Source organism: Qipengyuania psychrotolerans (genome assembly GCF_019711355.1).
Taxonomy (GTDB): domain Bacteria; phylum Pseudomonadota; class Alphaproteobacteria; order Sphingomonadales; family Sphingomonadaceae; genus Qipengyuania; species Qipengyuania psychrotolerans.
Genome location: NZ_CP081297.1, coordinates 354,299 through 369,555 on the forward strand (window position 1 = coordinate 354,299; position 15,257 = coordinate 369,555).

12 protein-coding genes and 1 pseudogene are annotated in these 15,257 nt (G+C 59.0%); 7 read left to right on the top strand and 6 right to left on the bottom strand.

Annotated features, from left to right (window positions below):
- Positions 1 to 49 precede the first annotated feature (49 nt).
- The 4 genes from gcvT to gcvPB are packed head-to-tail and all read left to right on the top strand — an operon-like array spanning position 50 to position 4,600.
- The gene (gene gcvT, locus K3166_RS01730; protein ID WP_221422996.1) at positions 50 to 1,222 is read left to right on the top strand and encodes a glycine cleavage system aminomethyltransferase GcvT; all 1,173 of its coding nucleotides are present in this window, start codon (positions 50 to 52) and stop codon (positions 1,220 to 1,222) included.
- A gap of 5 nt (positions 1,223 to 1,227) precedes the next feature.
- Positions 1,228 to 1,599 (top strand): glycine cleavage system protein GcvH, encoded by a 372-nt coding sequence (gene gcvH, locus K3166_RS01735; protein ID WP_221423911.1) that lies wholly within the window; start codon positions 1,228 to 1,230, stop codon positions 1,597 to 1,599.
- 35 nt (positions 1,600 to 1,634) lie between these two features.
- Positions 1,635 to 2,996 (top strand): aminomethyl-transferring glycine dehydrogenase subunit GcvPA, encoded by a 1,362-nt coding sequence (gene gcvPA, locus K3166_RS01740; RefSeq protein WP_221422997.1) that lies wholly within the window; start codon positions 1,635 to 1,637, stop codon positions 2,994 to 2,996.
- Complete coding sequence (gene gcvPB, locus K3166_RS01745) at positions 2,993 to 4,600, top strand: aminomethyl-transferring glycine dehydrogenase subunit GcvPB (RefSeq protein WP_221422998.1); 1,608 nt, start codon at positions 2,993 to 2,995, stop codon at positions 4,598 to 4,600. The genes gcvPA and gcvPB overlap by 4 nt, the downstream gene beginning before the upstream one ends.
- Before the next feature lie 4 nt (positions 4,601 to 4,604).
- Here the strand turns inward: gcvPB and K3166_RS01750 are convergent, their stop codons facing one another.
- The gene (locus K3166_RS01750) at positions 4,605 to 5,420 is read right to left on the bottom strand and encodes an NTP transferase domain-containing protein (RefSeq protein WP_247714687.1); all 816 of its coding nucleotides are present in this window, start codon (positions 5,418 to 5,420) and stop codon (positions 4,605 to 4,607) included.
- Positions 5,421 to 5,484: 64 nt separating this feature from the next.
- On the opposite strand from K3166_RS01750, the gene K3166_RS01755 reads away from it, so the two are divergent.
- Positions 5,485 to 6,219 carry an Nmad3 family putative nucleotide modification protein gene (locus tag K3166_RS01755; protein WP_221422999.1) on the top strand — a complete coding sequence of 245 codons (735 nt, stop codon included), beginning with the start codon at positions 5,485 to 5,487 and terminating at the stop codon, positions 6,217 to 6,219.
- On the opposite strand, the gene mmsB is transcribed toward K3166_RS01755, so the two are convergent.
- The 4 genes from mmsB to K3166_RS01775 are packed head-to-tail and all read right to left on the bottom strand — an operon-like array spanning position 6,206 to position 9,156.
- Positions 6,206 to 7,072, bottom strand: a complete 867-nt coding sequence (mmsB, locus tag K3166_RS01760) for a 3-hydroxyisobutyrate dehydrogenase (RefSeq protein WP_221423000.1) — start codon at positions 7,070 to 7,072, stop codon at positions 6,206 to 6,208. The two genes, K3166_RS01755 and mmsB, sit on opposite strands and share 14 nt — an antisense overlap.
- Before the next feature lie 13 nt (positions 7,073 to 7,085).
- Positions 7,086 to 7,346 carry a hypothetical protein gene (locus K3166_RS01765; protein ID WP_221423001.1) on the bottom strand — a complete coding sequence of 87 codons (261 nt, stop codon included), beginning with the start codon at positions 7,344 to 7,346 and terminating at the stop codon, positions 7,086 to 7,088.
- Positions 7,331 to 8,113 carry an enoyl-CoA hydratase-related protein gene (locus K3166_RS01770; RefSeq protein WP_221423002.1) on the bottom strand — a complete coding sequence of 261 codons (783 nt, stop codon included), beginning with the start codon at positions 8,111 to 8,113 and terminating at the stop codon, positions 7,331 to 7,333. Before K3166_RS01770 ends, K3166_RS01765 begins: the two co-directional genes overlap by 16 nt.
- Positions 8,110 to 9,156, bottom strand: a complete 1,047-nt coding sequence (locus K3166_RS01775) for an enoyl-CoA hydratase/isomerase family protein (protein WP_221423003.1) — start codon at positions 9,154 to 9,156, stop codon at positions 8,110 to 8,112. Before K3166_RS01775 ends, K3166_RS01770 begins: the two co-directional genes overlap by 4 nt.
- A 193-nt stretch (positions 9,157 to 9,349) precedes the next feature.
- On the opposite strand from K3166_RS01775, the pseudogene K3166_RS13545 reads away from it, so the two are divergent.
- Positions 9,350 to 9,457, top strand: a pseudogene (locus K3166_RS13545) (hypothetical protein); the annotation flags it as partial.
- Positions 9,458 to 9,469: 12 nt separating this feature from the next.
- Positions 9,470 to 14,050, top strand: coding sequence for a calcium-binding protein (locus K3166_RS01780; RefSeq protein WP_247714688.1), 4,581 nt, complete (start codon positions 9,470 to 9,472; stop codon positions 14,048 to 14,050).
- Positions 14,051 to 14,093: 43 nt separating this feature from the next.
- Here K3166_RS01780 and K3166_RS01785 read toward each other — a convergent pair whose 3' ends face one another.
- On the bottom strand, positions 14,094 to 15,239 hold the full coding sequence (locus K3166_RS01785; RefSeq protein WP_221423005.1) for an acyl-CoA dehydrogenase family protein: 1,146 nt from the start codon (positions 15,237 to 15,239) through the stop codon (positions 14,094 to 14,096).
- Between the last annotated feature and the right edge of the window lie 18 nt (positions 15,240 to 15,257).

The following is a 15,257-nucleotide window of genomic DNA, read 5'->3' on the forward strand; positions in this document are numbered from 1 at the left end:
TGTACGGCGCCTATCCGGGCGCCGCCATGCTTGCCACTAAGGACGGGTCTTGAGCGACGAAAACGATACACCGCCGGAAATTGAAAAGCTGCCGCTTGATGCCTGGCATCGCGGCAAGGGTGCGCGCATGGTGCCCTTCGCGGGCTACGAGATGCCGATCCAGTTTGACGGCATCGTCGTGGAACACGAATGGACCCGCAGCCAGGCGGGACTGTTCGACGTGAGCCACATGGGCCAGCTCATGCTGACCGGCGAAAATGTCGCCGAGGAGCTCGAGAAGCTGCTGCCCGGCGCCATCACGACGCTCAAGCCGGGCAAAGTGCGCTATTCGCTTCTGATCGACGAAGATGGCGGCATTCTTGATGACCTGATGGTCACCAATGCCACCCCGTGGATCGAAGCCGACGAGGAAGCCGGTACAGAGGGGCACTGGGGCGATCCAGCCTATTACCTGGTGGTCAACGGTGCGATGAAATGGGACGATATCGCCCATCTGCGCGAGCATCTGCCCGACGAAATCACCCTTACGCACATGGACGAACAGGCGCTGATCGCGCTGCAAGGTCCCAATGCCGCCACCGCGCTGAACCGTGTGATGCGCAACGTGATCGACGACATGATTTTCATGGAAAGCGTCGTGCACGACTTTGGCGAATGGCCGCTCCGCATCACTCGCGCAGGCTATACCGGCGAAGACGGTTTCGAAATCTCGGTTCCTGCCGCATTTGCTGAATCGCTGTGCGACCGCCTGTGCGCCGAAATCGAGGTTCGCCCGTGCGGACTTGGTGCGCGTGACAGTCTTCGCCTCGAAGCGGGCCTGCCGCTTTACGGTCACGATATCACCACTGAAACCGACCCGGTATCCGCTGATCTCGGCTTTGCGCTGACCAAGCGCCGCCGCGAGGAAGGCGGCTGGATGGGCCACGAGCCAGTGATGCGCGTCTTCAACGAAGGGCCTGCCCAAAAGCGCGTCGGCCTGACGCTGGAAGGCCGCTTGCCAGCCCGTGAAGGGGCCAAGGTGTTCGACGGCGACACGGAAATCGGCCGGATCACCAGCGGCGGCTTTTCGCCCACGCTCGGTCACCCGATTGCCATGGGGTATCTGGAAAAAAGCTACCTCGAACCGGGAACCGAGATCGAAGTCGAGGTTCGTAACAAGAGACTGCCCGCGAAGGTCGCATCCATGCCCTTCGTTCCCCATCGCTACTACAGAGGGAAATGAGAAAGATGGCCCGTTATTTCACTGAAGAACACGAATGGATCGACCTTGAAGGCGACACTGCGACGGTAGGCATTACCGATTTCGCGCAGGAACAACTGGGCGATATCGTGTTCGTCGAACTGCCGGAAAGCGGCACCATGCTCGAAAAGGGCAAGGATGCTGCTGTGGTCGAAAGCGTGAAGGCAGCGAGCGATGTCTACGCTCCGATCAATGGCGAAGTAACCGAAGCTAATGCCGCTCTGGAAGACGATCCGGCGCTGGTGAACACCTCGCCCGAAGAAGATGGCTGGTTCTTCCGCATGACGGTTTCCGACAAGTCCCAACTCGAAGGGCTGATGGACGCCAAGGCTTACAAGAGCTTCTGCGACGAGCTGTAATCTGATCGCCCGTCACGGGCGCTAGGGGTTTTTTGATGCGTTATCTGCCGCTTACCGACACCGACCGTTCGGAAATGCTCGCTGTTATCGGCGCGCCCGATGTCGATGCACTGTTTGCCGATGTGCCTGAAGAGGCGCGGCTGACTGGCCCGATCCACGGCCTGCCCATGCACGCCAGCGAAATGGCGGTCGAAAAGCATATGCGAAAGCTGTCGAAGAAGAACCTCGCGGCAGCAGATGCGGCATTCTTCATCGGTGCGGGTGCCTATCGCCACCACGTCCCGGCATCCGTCGATCACATCATCCAGCGCGGCGAGTTCCTGACCGCATACACGCCCTATCAGCCGGAAATCGCCCAGGGCACGCTGCAGATGCTGTTCGAATTCCAGAGCCAGGTCGCACGGCTCTACGGTTGTCACGTGGCAAATGCGTCCATGTATGATGGTTCGACCGCTTGCTGGGAAGCGGTGGCGATGGCAGGCCGCGTCACGCGCAAGAAGCGCGCAGTTCTCTCTGGCGCATTGCACCCGCACTATGCCGAAGTCGTGAAGACGATGGCGAAGTTCACCGAGGACGAGATTGCGCACGCGAAGCTCGCACTTCAGCCGCAACCCGACAATGATGGTCTGATTTCCCGGATTGACGATCAGACGAGCTGCGTCGTGGTGCAATACCCTGACATCCTTGGCCGCCTGCCGGATCTTCGCCAGATCGCCGATGCCGCGCATGAAAAGGGCGCGCTGTTGATCGTCGTGAACACCGAACCTGTAGCCTTGGGCGCGATCACTTCGCCCGGAGAATTGGGCGCGGATATCGTCGTTGGCGAAGGCCAGTCGATCGGCGTAGGCCTCCAGTTTGGCGGCCCCTATCTCGGCCTGTTCGCCGTGACCAACCAGAAGCATGTGCGCCAGATGCCGGGCCGCCTGTGCGGCGAAACTGTCGATGCAGAGGGCAAGCGCGGTTTCGTCCTGACGCTTTCCACGCGCGAACAGCATATCCGCCGCGAGAAAGCCACGTCGAACATCTGCACCAATTCCGGCCTATGCGCGCTTGCTTTCAGCGTCCACATGACGCTGCTGGGCGAGAAGGGCCTGCGCCAGCTGGCGATGGAAAACCACCGGCTCGCCTGCATTGCTGCGGACCGGTTGGCAAAGATGCCCGGCGTCAGCGTACTCAACGAAAGCTTCTTCAACGAGTTTACGATCCGGATCGGTCGGGATGCCCGCGAGGTCGTGCGCACTCTGGCAGACAAGGGCGTGCTCGCCGGGGTTTCGCTTGGCCGCTTGTTCCCCGACGCGGACGGATTGGCCGACGGCCTGCTCGTCGCTGTTACTGAAACTACCAGCGAGGAGGACATCGAAACGCTTGCCTCCACGCTTGAGGAGGTGCTGTCGTGAACGCTCCGAACCAGTCCGGCTGGAAGCCCGGCACACCTGTCCAGGATCACAACGCCATGAGCGGCCCGGACACCGTCACCGGCAATCGCGCGCTGATGCTTGAAGAGCCGCTGCTGTTCGAGATCGGTCAGACCGATACGACCGGGGTTGACCTGCCAGAACCGGCGGGCGGCCCGAACCGCCTCGGCGGAATGGACCGAAGTGAAGCAATTGGCCTGCCCGGTCTTTCAGAGCCGGAAACCGTGCGTCACTACACGCGCCTGTCGCGCCAGAACTACGGTATCGACCTCGGCTTCTTCCCGCTGGGAAGCTGCACGATGAAGCACAATCCGCGCCTCAATGAAAAGGTCGCGCGGATGCCCGGCTTTGCCGATGTTCATCCGTTGCAGCCGGTAGACACCGTGCGCGGCGCGCTGGAAGTGGTGAACGAGCTGGCAAACTGGCTGATCGATCTCACCGGTATGCACGGCGTCGCGATGAGCCCCAAGGCGGGCGCTCACGGCGAATTGTGCGGTATCCTGTGTATTCGCGCCGCTCTCGAAGCGCGGGGCGATGCGCGCAAGGTCGTGCTCGTGCCCGAAAGTGCGCACGGGACGAACCCTGCAACGGCTGCTTTCGCCGGATACGAGGTTGAAGACATTCCCGCGACGTCGGAAGGACGCGTGGACCTCGAAGCGCTGAAGGCGCGCCTTGGGCCCGATGTCGCTGCGGTGATGATCACGAACCCCAACACCTGCGGCCTGTTCGAGCGCGATATGAAAGCGATCTCGGATGCGGTCCATGCAGCCGGCGGGTTCGTTTATTGCGACGGCGCGAACTTCAACGCCATCGTTGGCAAAGTGCGCCCGGGCGATCTTGGCGTCGATGCCATGCACATCAATTTGCACAAGACGTTCTCGACCCCGCACGGCGGCGGCGGTCCGGGATCAGGTCCGGTCGTCCTGTCCGAAGCGCTCGCGCCTTTTGGTCCGCTCCCCTATGTCGTGCGCACCGATGATGGCTCCGTGCAGCTGGTCGAAGAAGAAAACGCAGCCGAGTTCCGTCATACGGAGGCTTTCGGCCGCATGACTGCATTCCACGGACAGATGGGCATGTTCACCCGCGCGCTGACCTATATTCTCAGCCACGGTGCGGACGGCCTCAAGCAGGTTGCCGAAGACGCGGTGCTGAACGCCAATTATCTGCTGCGCAGCCTTGATGACCTGCTGGATGCACCTTTCGGGCCGAGCGGGCCCTGCATGCATGAAGCGCTGTTTTCGGACGAGGGGTTCGCACAGGATATCTCCACGCTCGATCTCGCCAAGGGCCTGATCGACGAGGGCTATCATCCGATGACGATGTACTTCCCATTGGTCGTCCATGGCGCAATGTTGATCGAGCCGACCGAGACCGAAAGCAAGGCGGCTCTGGACCAGTTCGTCAGCGCATTGCGCAGTGTGGCGGAACGTGCGCGCGCCGGGGATGAAAGCCTCAAGACCGCGCCGCATTATGCCCCGCGCCGCCGCCTCGACGAAACGCTCGCTGCGCGTAAGCCGGTTCTGGCGTATCAGGAGCCTGTCGCCCCGTCGGGTCAGCCCACCATGAGCGAGCAGGGCGGGCGCTAACCGCTCAGCCCGCCTCGCTCGGGGCACGTTCGCGCAATAGGCGGTCGGTTACTTCCCAGGTCCGCTGGTTGTCGACATCGATGGCACAATAGCCATTGCTCATGACAACCGGCTCCATCCGCAGGCCCATGCGCCTGCCGACCTGGCCGAACAGTTTTTCGCGGGTGCCATTGCCGAGGTAGAACCGGACCAGGTTCATGACTCCGAATGCTTTCGCGATACGCGCAGGGTGTTTCACGAACTGGCCACCTCCGCGCATGACTTCGGCCGCCCTAAGCGCGTTTTCATTGCCAACCCAATACGTGTTGCAGTTGGAAAATCCCCCGTCGGCAAACTGATAGAATTTCGCTTGCCCGCGAGGATCGGCGGCCTGGACATCTTCTTTACGTGCCAATGCGGCACCTGCATCGGCCGTGGCGGCAAGCGCGTGGTCGATGAACTCGGCGTAGTCGGCAGGCTTCCACAAGCAATTGTCAGCGGTTGTCACGATCATGGGAAAGGCCGCGCCCCTTGCGCCTGCAAAGATGCTGTCGACCAGATTGTGGGCACCGGAATGGAACGTAACCCGCCCTTCGGCCACCAAGCGGGCGATCAGGGGAATGGCTGCAATTTCGTCCGCCTCATGGGCGACGATACGAATTTCGCCGACATTTGCGCATTCCGATAAAGCTAGCGCGGTATGCTCGATCAGCGGCTTGCCAGCCACGGGCACTACGCATTTTTGCGCTGCACCAGCGTGTTCCGCCAGAGGATCAAGGGCTCCAGAGCGTTTGCCGGCGAGCAGCAACGCAGTGACTTTTCCAGTAGTATTCATACTCATGGCGGCCGTGTAATAAATATATGCACGCTTGTCATGACCACGCTCAGTGTGCAGCGAAGTAAAAATGCGGATTATATTCAGCAGGAAGGGTTTCGACAGCGCCGCAGGCGGAGGCGCCTCGCCGATAGTCGAGGGTGTGCCCTTGAGCCTGCCGATCCCGGCAGGAGCCGCTTCAAGCACCACCTACCGCGACCTTGGACTTGGTGTGCACGCCCAATTGGCGAGCAAGGGGAGGGTGAGCGAAGACGACGCCTGCCATCATGACCCGATGTTCCTGCCCGGTGGCACCTGCCTGTTCGGGCAGGTTGGCGCAGCGCAAACCCATCTCGCCAATCAGGGGGTGGGTGTGGGAGATGTCTTCCTGTTCTTCGGCCTGTTCCGCGAAGAGCAGACCGGCGAACTGCATCACCGGTTCTTCGGGTGGTTGCAAATCGAGAGCATGGTCCATCTTGCCGATTGCGACGAGCAAAGGAGGCAGGAGCTCATAGCTCATGGCCATCCCCATGCCATCAAGATGCACGGCTCCAACGATTGCATTTATGCGGGCCCGGGAGGTGTTGCCCAGCGCGCTTCGGATGCCTTGCGGCTTACCGTTCCAGACGGGCCGCCATCGCTATGGAGGCGGCCGGAATGGCTGAAACCTGGTGGGCTGAGCTATCATGATCGCAAAGACCGGTGGCTGCCTGCCAGCCGCCTGCAAAGCGTCGCGCGCGGTCAGGAATTTGTCGCGGACATCGGTCGCCGCAAGGCTCCGCGCGAGTGGCTCGTGCGGATCCTGGCAGAACTCAAAGCGTCCTGATCACCGAAGAAAAGTCGAGATCGCCGCTCTCTTGCGCAAGTGCTTCGTAAATTTCAGCGGCTTTTGCGCCAAGCAAGGTGGTCGCATCGACATTGCGTGCAGCTTCCATCGCAAGGCGCAAGTCCTTGAGCATCAGGGCAGTGGCAAAACCGCCTTTGTAGTCGTTGTCCGCAGGGCTCTCGACGCCGACACCCGGCATGGGCGTATAGGCATTGAGTGACCAGCAATAGCCGGACGACTGGCTGGAAATTTCGTAGAATTTTTGCGGATCGAGGCCGAGCCTCTCGGCCATCTTCATGGCTTCCGCCGTGCCGATCATCGAAATGGCGAGCAGCATGTTGTTGCAGATCTTTGCGGTCTGCCCCGCGCCTGCATCGCCCGCGTGGATCACGGCCTTGCCCATCGCGCTCAGCACCTCTTCGGCGCGCTTGAAGGCCTTGTCGGTCCCGCCGACCATGAAGGTGAGCGTGCCGCCATTGGCCGCTGCGATCCCGCCGGAAACGGGGGCATCGACCATGTCGTATCCGGCAGCTTCGGCTTTCGCAATCACTTCCTTGGCGGTGGCGACGTCGATGGTCGAGCAATCGAGCAGCACCGCGCCTGCGGGGGCCTTGCCTATCACGCTGCCTTCGTAGACCGATTTCACGATCCCGCCATTGGGCAGCATGGTGACCACGCCGTCGACGCCCTGTACGGCTTCACTGGCGTCGGTGAAAGTCGCGCAGCCATTGTTTCTGGCCGTCTCAAGCGCCTCTTCCGAAAGGTCGAAGGCGTTTACCTCGTGCCCCGCCTTAACGAGGTTCGCGGCCATCCCGCCGCCCATGTTGCCGAGGCCGATGAAGGCGATTTTCATGTTCTCTCTCCAGTCACACGAATAGAATTACAAAGCCCAGAAATATCATCGCCGGACCGAAAAGCAGCATCAGGATCGGTTGAACATCGGCCATCATGCGGTCCCAACGGTTGCGAGGGAGTGGTTCTTCCTCTCCGCCAACCTTCAGGATCGCTGCTTCGATCAGATTGATGCGTTCTTCGCGGCGGTGACGCCACGCATCAATGCCGCGCCACACGAAGAGTGTACCGAAGGTAATCAGGCCGAAGACCTTGAGGATTACCTCCCAGTCCACTTGCCCTCGCGTTTCTCGACGAAGGCAGCCATGCCTTCCTTCTTGTCCTCGCTCGCGGTCAGGATCTGGAAGATGCGGCGCTCGATGATCAAGCCCTGGTCGAGGCTGCTTTCAAAGGCGGCATTGACCATTTCCTTGTTTGCGATGGCGGCCATCGGCGGCATCGAAGCGATCTGCGCGGCGGTCTTCATTGCTTCGTCGAGCAATTCGTCATGCGGCACCACGCGCGCAACGAGGTTGCTGCGCTCGGCTTCTTCGGCGCCCATCATGCGGCCGGTGAGGCACATTTCCATGGCCTTGGATTTGCCGACAGCCTTGGTCAGGCGCTGCGATCCGCCCATGCCCGGCGCGACGCCCAGCTTGATTTCGGGCTGGCCGAACTTGGCGTTTTCCGAAGCGATGATGAAGTCCGCCATCATGGCAAGCTCGCACCCGCCGCCCAGTGCGAAGCCGTTCACCGCAGCAATCCACGGCTTGCGGGTTTTCTTGACGATCTCGCTGGTCCAAGGCGAAAAGAAATCTTCGAGATAGAAGTCGGCAGCCGCCTTCTCGCTCATTTCCTTGATGTCGGCACCGGCGGCGAACGCCTTGTCGCCCGAACCGGTCAGGACCGCGCACAGCTGGCTGTTGTCGGCCTGGTAGGCAGCGAAGGCCTCGATCAGCTCTTCGAGGACCTTGCTGTTCAGCGCATTGAGTGCCTTGGGGCGGTTCAGCGTGATCAGCGTAACTGCGTCGCGCTGTTCGACGGTGATGGTTTCAAAACTCATAGGGGTTTCCATTCTTCATCGGCGGGAAGCGGGGCGAAGATGCTGTCGAGCAGTTCCTCGCTCACGCCCTCGGGCGTTGCCGGATCCCATTTGGGGTCGTTGGTCTTGTCCACGATCACCGCGCGCACGCCCTCGGCGAAGTCAGGGCGGGTCAGCACGCGGCTCGCGATGCGGTATTCCATAATCATGTTGTCCGCGAAATCGCCAAGCTTCGCGCTGGTCGCAAGCTGGCGCAGCGCGACCTTGCAGGTCTGCGGGCTCTTGGTGTTGAGCGTGGCGAGTTCCTTGGCCGCCCAGTCACTGTCTTCCGCTTCGAGGCTGGCGAGGATGTCCTCGTAGCGGTCGGACGCGAAATGCCTGGCAATCTTGTCGGCGTTATTCTCGATCCGTGCCTCTGGCGGCGTAATCGACAATTCGGAAAGAATACCGGCGATACGGCCCGAATGTTCGATCATCCGCGCTTTCGCTTCGGCCAGCTTTTCGGATGGCAGGTAGTGCGTGGCGATACCTGCCCAGACACATTCCGCACCGTCCAGCCGCGCGCCGGTAAGCGCAAGGAACTGGCCGAGCCGGCCGCCCAGGCGCGACAAATGCCAGCCGCCGCCGACGTCGGGGAACAGGCCGATACCGGTTTCCGGCATGGCGAAGCGCGTGTGCTCGGTCGCAACGCGGTATTTGCACGGCAGCGCGATTCCCACTCCGCCGCCCATGGTGATGCCATCCATGAAAGCCACGATGGGCTTGGCATAGGTCATCATCTGGTGATTGAGCTGGTATTCATCGTGGAAGAACGCACGGCCCGATTTGCCGTCATCGTTCAATGCCGAATGCCGCAGCAAGTTGATGTCGCCCCCAGCGCAGAAGCCGCGCCCTTCCGAGTGATCGAGCAAGACGGCCTCGATGTCATCGTCCTTCGCCCAATCCGTCAGCGCCTTGCTCATCGCATGACACATGTCGAGCGTCAGCGCGTGCAGCGCCTTCGGACGGTTCAGCGAGATATGGCCGACCGCACCGTGGCGGTGGATGTTGAGTTCCTGCGTCATCACCAGCCTCCTAACGCCGCAACAACCTATGGGGAAGGCCGAAGAGCCAGAATCCCCTCGGGTAGTTTCGAAGCAAAGCCGATAAGTTTTTGTAGCAGAGGAGATAGTACTCCGGTAAATGTCGTAGAATGGGCGGGGTCCCGTTCATAGTGGGGTTGGTCGCGGACGGGTTCCGCAGGTCAAGGGTCTTAATTTGGCTAATATTATTGGGACGGGCGGTAATGACGTCCTCGACGGTACGAACGGTGACGATGTAATCGAGGGCCTCGACGGCGACGATGTCATTCACGGGCGGGGCGGTTCAGACACGGTATTGGCCGGAGCGGGCAACGATTCGATACGTGATGCAGGCGGCTTTGATATTATCGATGCCGGCGAAGGCGACGATTTCATCGATGTGCGGGTTACTGATTCTTGGGCCGGCACGCCGCACGGCTCCCTAGACGCAGGCAGCGGAAATGACCGCGTAATCCTCGAAAAAACCAGCTATTCGACCACGTATTCTATCGATCTTGGCGCGGGAAACGATACGCTAGAGATCGGGCTTTTGTATGGGCGCACGGATGTGACGCTGGGAGAAGGCTCCGATCGTGTGGTCCTGACCCGGCGCATGGGCGAAAATTCCGCCGCACCCCTGCGGATTAGCGATTTCGAAGCTGGGGATGGCGGCGATGTCATCGATTTCATCGCCTATCTTGAGCGGCTCGACGAAGTGACTGATAATTTCCTCTCTTGGGAGCCTGGTGAAAATCCATTCGCGACCGGTCATGCTGCATTGCGTCAGAATGGCAGCGATGTTGAACTGGTCTTCAGTTCGAGCGGCTTGGCCGCTGCTGGCAATGACGTTGTCATCGTCTTCCAGAATACGACGCTTGCGGATTTCTCCAGCTTTAACTTTGCTGGTTTCGAACCCTTTCCCGAGACTGTGGCGTCAACCGTCATTGAAGGCGATTTCCTGATCGCCGCAGATGTCACCTATTCGCTGACGACAACCGATCCGTACGCAGTCCCGGGCGCGACCATCATTTATCGCAGCGGGGATAATGTTCTTACTGTCTCCGGAACAATCGAGCGGTTCATACCTGAGGGCGTCCCCAGCGGAACAGCGATAGTACACGTTCCATATGACATCGCTACGCAGAATGGACTTATCCATATTACTGCCACTGGCGTCTTACGGGTCGTCAACAATGCCGAGACATTACCGGGCTCCGAGTTTACCGGGATCGTCGCAAATGGAAATGTCCTGAATGAAGGCCTGATCCAAATTTTCTCCGATGGCGCTCTGGGGTACGGTACTTCGTATGGGGTATTTTCCTACGCAAACGGAGATTTCATCGAGATCCGCAACGAAGGTACGATCGACATCCATACGACCGGTTTCGCGGTCGGCTTTCGCCAAGGCAATGTCGGTCCCATCTGGATCAACAATGGAGCGATGAACATTCACGGCGACAATGGCGCCATCGGCATGTACTTCAATCGCAGCGGCCCAGACCAGATTTATAACAACGGCGATCTGATCGTCACCTCGATCAATGGGGACACGACGGGGATATTTGTCGGCAATGTCCCTCGCGTTCGTGATTCGAACGTCACGCCCATATACAATTCGGGACTGATCCAAGCTGATACGGCAATTTACGCTCCGACGATCAATACTGGCATTGGCGATGCAATCGCGGTTTTGAACACCGGAACCCTCGATGGGGCAGTCGTACTCGGCGATATGGCCGAAGCTGTTGTGAATGAAGGGCATATTTCCGGGGCCGTCGTGCTCGGTCAAGGAGATGACATCTATCTTGGGATGTTAGGAACCGCGACCGGCAATATTTTTGGTGAATCCGGCAATGATACGCTGGTCGGCGGTCTCTACGAAGAGAGCTTCTTCGGAGGGTCTGGAAATGATCGTATTTTTGGCAACAGCGGTGATGACTACATCGAAGGCGGCTTGGGTCGCAACGCCTTGGACGGCGGGCTGGGCTACGATGTCGTATCCTATGTCACCGCAGTATCCGCGGTAGAAATCGATCTTTCGGCGGGCACAGCTTTCTCTGCGTTCACCTCAGACAATTTGCGCAATTTCGAAAGCGTCATCGGTTCATTTTATGACGATAGGATTTTTGGCAGCAAGAACGCTGATGTCCTGTTCGGCGCGTCCGGCAATGACGTCATTAACGGGCGTGGTGGCAACGACGTCATTCTGGGCAATCGGGGTGATGATGCGCTGCGGGGTGGGTTGGGCGACGACCGCTTCGAATTCACGGCCGGCGACGGAGATGACATAATTTTCGATTTCGCTACAGGCGATTCACTGAAATTCTATGGTCACGTAAGAGCCGATGCTACTTTTACCCAAGTCGGTGCCAATACCGTTGTCAGTTTTGCCAATGGAGACAGCGTAACAGTCATGGCCGCTTTGGCGGCAACCGTGAGCGCAGCTTCGCGGTTCAACGCTGCGCCGCTCTCGCTGGAGTTCGACAGCGCGGTTGCGGAATCGATCGTCAGCGACGAAGCGATCGTGATCGCTGCGAACGACACACTTGCGTTCAGAGATCCGTTTTTTTCGGCGGCCGATCAGACCTTCGTTACGGCGGCTATACAAATGGTCAGCAGCGGAAATAACGTCACTGGACCCGACTTTTGGAATGAAGGATCCTTGTCACTGACGGTGACCGATGTTGGTTCGGGGCCTGGTCTCTATGCGCTGGTTACATTCGGTGCCACCTATGGTGATCGGTTCCATTCGGCAGTAAACGACGTTGGCGCGACTTTGAGCATATCGGGCCAAAGCAGTGATGTGACGTCCCTGTTCGGTATGCAGCAGGTGTGGAATGCTGGGACGATCATTGCAGAAAGCGATGCAAATGCATCGGGCGTCTCCGAAGTAAACACTCTATTCGTGAATTCCGGCGCGATTGAGGTTTATGGTGGATTGACCGCCAGCGGGCTCGGGCTGTTGCCCTCAACAAGTGTGGCTGCGCCGGCCATTTTCAATGCCGGCGAAATTTCGGTTCATGCAGGCCAGGTCGGAACCGGGATCGACTGGCGAGGTGGAAATGATTACGGCGGCTTCGACTTCATCGTCAATTCCGGCACGGTTACTGTCACCGAAGACGCCGAAAATTCTTTCAGCGCAGCTATCCGCATCTCAAACAGTGGTGATTTTGCGATCTGGAACAGCGGGACGCTGACTGCCGAATATGCCATTCTGGGCAATGAATACTTCTCTGGTGCGGGTATCTATCCGTCAATAGGTCGAATTTACAATTCTGGAACCATGCAAGGCGAAGTTGACCTTTTCCAAGGCCCGGGTGAGGATTTAACCAATTACACCTTTGTAAATACGGGTCTGATTGTCGGGAATGTCGCATTTAGTCGCGGCGATGATCACTTCGAAGGCCGCAGCGGCGAATTGGTCGGAAATATCTATGGGAATGATGGCGACGATACGTTGATTACGGGCGATGGCCGCCAACGCATCTACGGGGGCAAGGGCGACGATTTCCTCTGGGGCGGACGCGGCAACGATATCCTGCACGGCGGCCGCGGAGCCGACACTTTCTATTTCATGAGTAGCAATGGCACCAACACGATCCTCGATTTTGATGGTCTGTCTGGTGACCGAATTCTGGTCCGCGGATTTTCCGGTTGGGAAAGCATCGCACAGGTCGGCAGTAACGTCGTTGTGATCTTTGCTCCGGGACTGAAGCTTGTTCTCAAAGACCGTGTCTTGGACGACATCGATCCTTCGAATTTCATCTTCGACGCGCCCCGCTTCGTGCCGGTCGAAACTCCCGATGCACCGGTGGCACCTAGCGCTCCGGTTGCACCTTTACAGGATCGGATTATTCCCGACTTCGTCATGCTACCCAGTGCAACCGGGCAAACGATTGATGGGCGCGATGGCTACGATGATCAGCTATTCGGGTCGGAAGGGGCAGACTTCTTCACTGGCAATTCAAGTGACGCAACCGTTAGCGATTTTGCCGATATGATGATTGGCGGTCGGGGAGACGATATCTACATCGTGGACGAACTGTTCGATGTCGTCATCGAGAATGTCGACGAAGGTTATGACACGATCCGAACCTCGGTCGACTTCACTTTGCCCGATCAAGTTGAACGACTTGAGCTTTCAGGTGACGCCACGAGCGGTATCGGCAACGCTTCCGACAACGTGATTGTCGGCAATTTTATCAGCTCCGAACTCCATGGGTTGGGAGGAAACGATGTCTTGTTCGGCCGCGACGCTGGGGACACTCTTTTCGGAGGCGATGGTGAAGACAGACTGGTTGGCCGCGGAGGAGGCGATCTGTTGAATGGGGGCGCGGGAGACGACGTGCTTGAGGGCGGTTCTGGCAACGACTCGTTGTTTGGCGAGAGCGGCGACGACCTGCTTATTGGTGGCAATGGCAACGATGGACTGAGTGGCGGTGAAGGCAATGATGATTTGCGCGCAGGTAGCGGTACCGATGCATTGAACGGTGATAATGGCAACGACCGACTGCACGGCGGTGGGGGGAATGATTATCTCTGGGGCGGGGCGGGAAGAGATTTCCTGACCGGCGGTAGCGGGGCCGACATTTTCTTTTTCAACATGGCCGAAGAAACAGGCGCCACCTCTGCCACCTCGGACCGTATTTTTGATTTCGATCCCGGGCAGGGCGATCAGATCTCGCTGATTTACGAGGACGAAAATTACAACTACGTACCACTATCTTTCATCGGATCAGGAGCGTTCAGCGCAAGTGGCGTCGGTGAAGTCCGGTACGTGCAGGCAAGCACCTTCACAATGATCTTCGTCGACGTTGACGGCGACGGTGCAACCGATTCAGCTATCCGTGTCGATGGATTGCATGAACTTACCGCGGATATGATTATGGTAGCCTAACGCCAGCGCGCAGTTTTGACCGCAAACTCGCCTAGCGTGGCAATCACTGGCGCAGCAAATCCCGTCCGACGATCATGCGCATGACCTGGTTCGTACCTTCGAGGATCGAATGGACGCGCAGGTCGCGCCAGAACCGTTCGATCGGGTATTCCTTGAGATAGCCATATCCGCCGAACAGCTGGAGGGCGTCGTTGACGACCTTGCTGCCGTTGTCTGTCGCAAGGCGCTTGGCCATCGCTGAAAAGCGCGACTTGTCAGGCGCACCGTCGGTGACCTTGGCTGCCGCGAGATAGAGCAGCGCACGCGCCGCTTCGAGGTCGGTCGCCATATCGGCCAGCATGAACTGCGTGTTTTGGAAGTCGGCGATGGCCGTGTCGAACTGCTTGCGATCTTTGGTGTAGGCAACAGCCTCGTCGAGGCATCGCTGCGCACCGCCCAGGGAACAGGCACCGATATTCAGCCGTCCGCCGTCGAGGCCCATCATCGCGAAGCGGAAGCCTTCACCTTCGTCGCCGACGCGGTTGGCAACAGGGACGCGAGCATCCTCGAAGATCACCTGCGCAGTCGGGCTGGCATTCCAGCCAAGTTTCTTTTCGGGCTTGCCGAACGAAACTCCGGGGGTGTCCTTGTCGATCACCAAGCAGGTGATGCCCTTGGTCTTGTGGTCAGATGTACGGACCATCGTGACATAGACGTCATTGACGCCGCCGCCGGAAATAAACTGTTTGGTACCATTGAGAACATAGTCGTCACCGTCGCGAACGGCGCTTGCCTTGAGGCCTGCCGCATCCGATCCGCTGCCCGGTTCGGTCAGGCAATAGCTGGCGATCTTCTCCATGCTGACGAGATCTGGCAGGTAGCGATCCTTGACGTCCTGACCGCCGAACTGGTCAATCATCCAGCTGGCCATATTGTGGATCGAAATAAAGGCGCTGGTGGTGGGGCAGCCATAGGCCATGGCTTCCATGATCAGTGCCGCTTCCAGCCGTCCAAGGCCGATGCCGCCGCTTTCTTCGGAAACGTAAATCGCCCCGAAACCGAGTTCGGCGGTGCTCTGGATCACATCGCGGGGGAAGTGACTTTTCTCGTCCCATTCGCCTGCGAAGGGCGTGATGTTGTCTGCGGTGAAGCGCCGCGCCATGTCCTGGATGGCGAGCTGTTCTTCGGTTAGCTGAAATTGTCCTGTCATGGGGCGCGCTCTAAACCT

Coding starts and splice junctions, on each gene's coding strand:
- gcvH (WP_221423911.1), top strand. CDS start 1,228: ATGGCCCGTTATTTCACTGAAGAACACGAATGGATCGACCTTGAAGGC.
- gcvPA (WP_221422997.1), top strand. CDS start 1,635: ATGCGTTATCTGCCGCTTACCGACACCGACCGTTCGGAAATGCTCGCT.
- K3166_RS01750 (WP_247714687.1), bottom strand. CDS start 5,420: ATGAGTATGAATACTACTGGAAAAGTCACTGCGTTGCTGCTCGCCGGC.
- K3166_RS01755 (WP_221422999.1), top strand. CDS start 5,485: ATGCGGATTATATTCAGCAGGAAGGGTTTCGACAGCGCCGCAGGCGGA.
- mmsB (WP_221423000.1), bottom strand. CDS start 7,072: ATGAAAATCGCCTTCATCGGCCTCGGCAACATGGGCGGCGGGATGGCC.
- K3166_RS01770 (WP_221423002.1), bottom strand. CDS start 8,113: ATGAGTTTTGAAACCATCACCGTCGAACAGCGCGACGCAGTTACGCTG.
- K3166_RS01775 (WP_221423003.1), bottom strand. CDS start 9,156: ATGACGCAGGAACTCAACATCCACCGCCACGGTGCGGTCGGCCATATC.
- K3166_RS01785 (WP_221423005.1), bottom strand. CDS start 15,239: ATGACAGGACAATTTCAGCTAACCGAAGAACAGCTCGCCATCCAGGAC.